General features: G+C 61.6%; 1 protein-coding gene. It reads left to right on the top strand.

Features of this window, described 5'->3' with window-relative positions; all coding sequences use genetic code 11:
* Positions 1 to 887, top strand: an 887-nt coding sequence (locus tag NW820_RS12845) for a nitrogenase component 1 (protein WP_414407699.1), incomplete at both ends; no start/stop codon positions are given.

Below are 887 nucleotides of genomic sequence, written 5' to 3'. Positions count from 1 at the left end.
GTGTGTCAGCGGGCCAGCCGCCAGCTTGGGATCCCGGTCATTCCGGTGAATGCGCCCGGCTTTGTGGGCAGCAAAAACCTAGGCAACCGTCTGGCCGGAGAAGCCCTGCTGGACTATGTTATCGGCACCGCCTCCCCGGAGTACACCACTCCCCGCGACATTAACCTCATCGGCGAGTACAACATTGCCGGCGAGCTGTGGGATGTCTTGCCTCTGTTTGACGAGCTGGGGATCCGCATTTTGGCCAAGATCACCGGCGATGGCCGCTACCACGAGATCTGTACCGCCCACCGGGCCAAGCTGAACGTTCTCATCTGCGCTAAAGCCTTGCTCAATGTGGGCCGCAAGATGCAGGAGCGCTACGGGATCCCCTACATTGAGGCTTCCTTTTACGGGCTGCAGGAGATGAACCACTGCCTACGGGCCATTGCCCAAGGGCTGAAGGATCCGCAACTGCAGGAGCGTACCGAGGCCCTCATCGAGCGAGAAACTCGCGCCGCTGAGGCGGCTTTGGCCCCCTACCGGCAGCGGCTGGCGGGCAAACGAGTTGTCCTTTATACCGGCGGCGTGAAAAGTTGGTCGATCATCTCTGCTGCCCGAGATCTGGGGATGCAGGTAACGGCCACCAGCACCCGCAAAAGCACCGAAGAAGACAAAGCCCGCATCCGCGAGCTGCTCGGCCAGGATGGCATTCTCTTGGACAAGGGCAGCCCTCAAGAGCTGCTCAAGGTGGTGGAGCGCACGAAAGCGGACTTGCTCATCGCCGGCGGACGCAACCAGTACACCGCCCTCAAGGCCCGCATCCCCTTTCTGGACATCAACCAGGAGCGGCACCACGCTTATGCCGGCTATCGCGGCCTGGTGAACTTGGCGCGGGAAATCGATGC

Source organism: Synechococcus sp. R55.7, assembly GCF_047461955.1.
In the GTDB taxonomy this organism is placed as follows: domain Bacteria; phylum Cyanobacteriota; class Cyanobacteriia; order Thermostichales; family Thermostichaceae; genus Thermostichus.
Note: the sequence above shows the minus strand (reverse complement) of the source record. Positions and strands in the feature narration are given on the sequence as shown.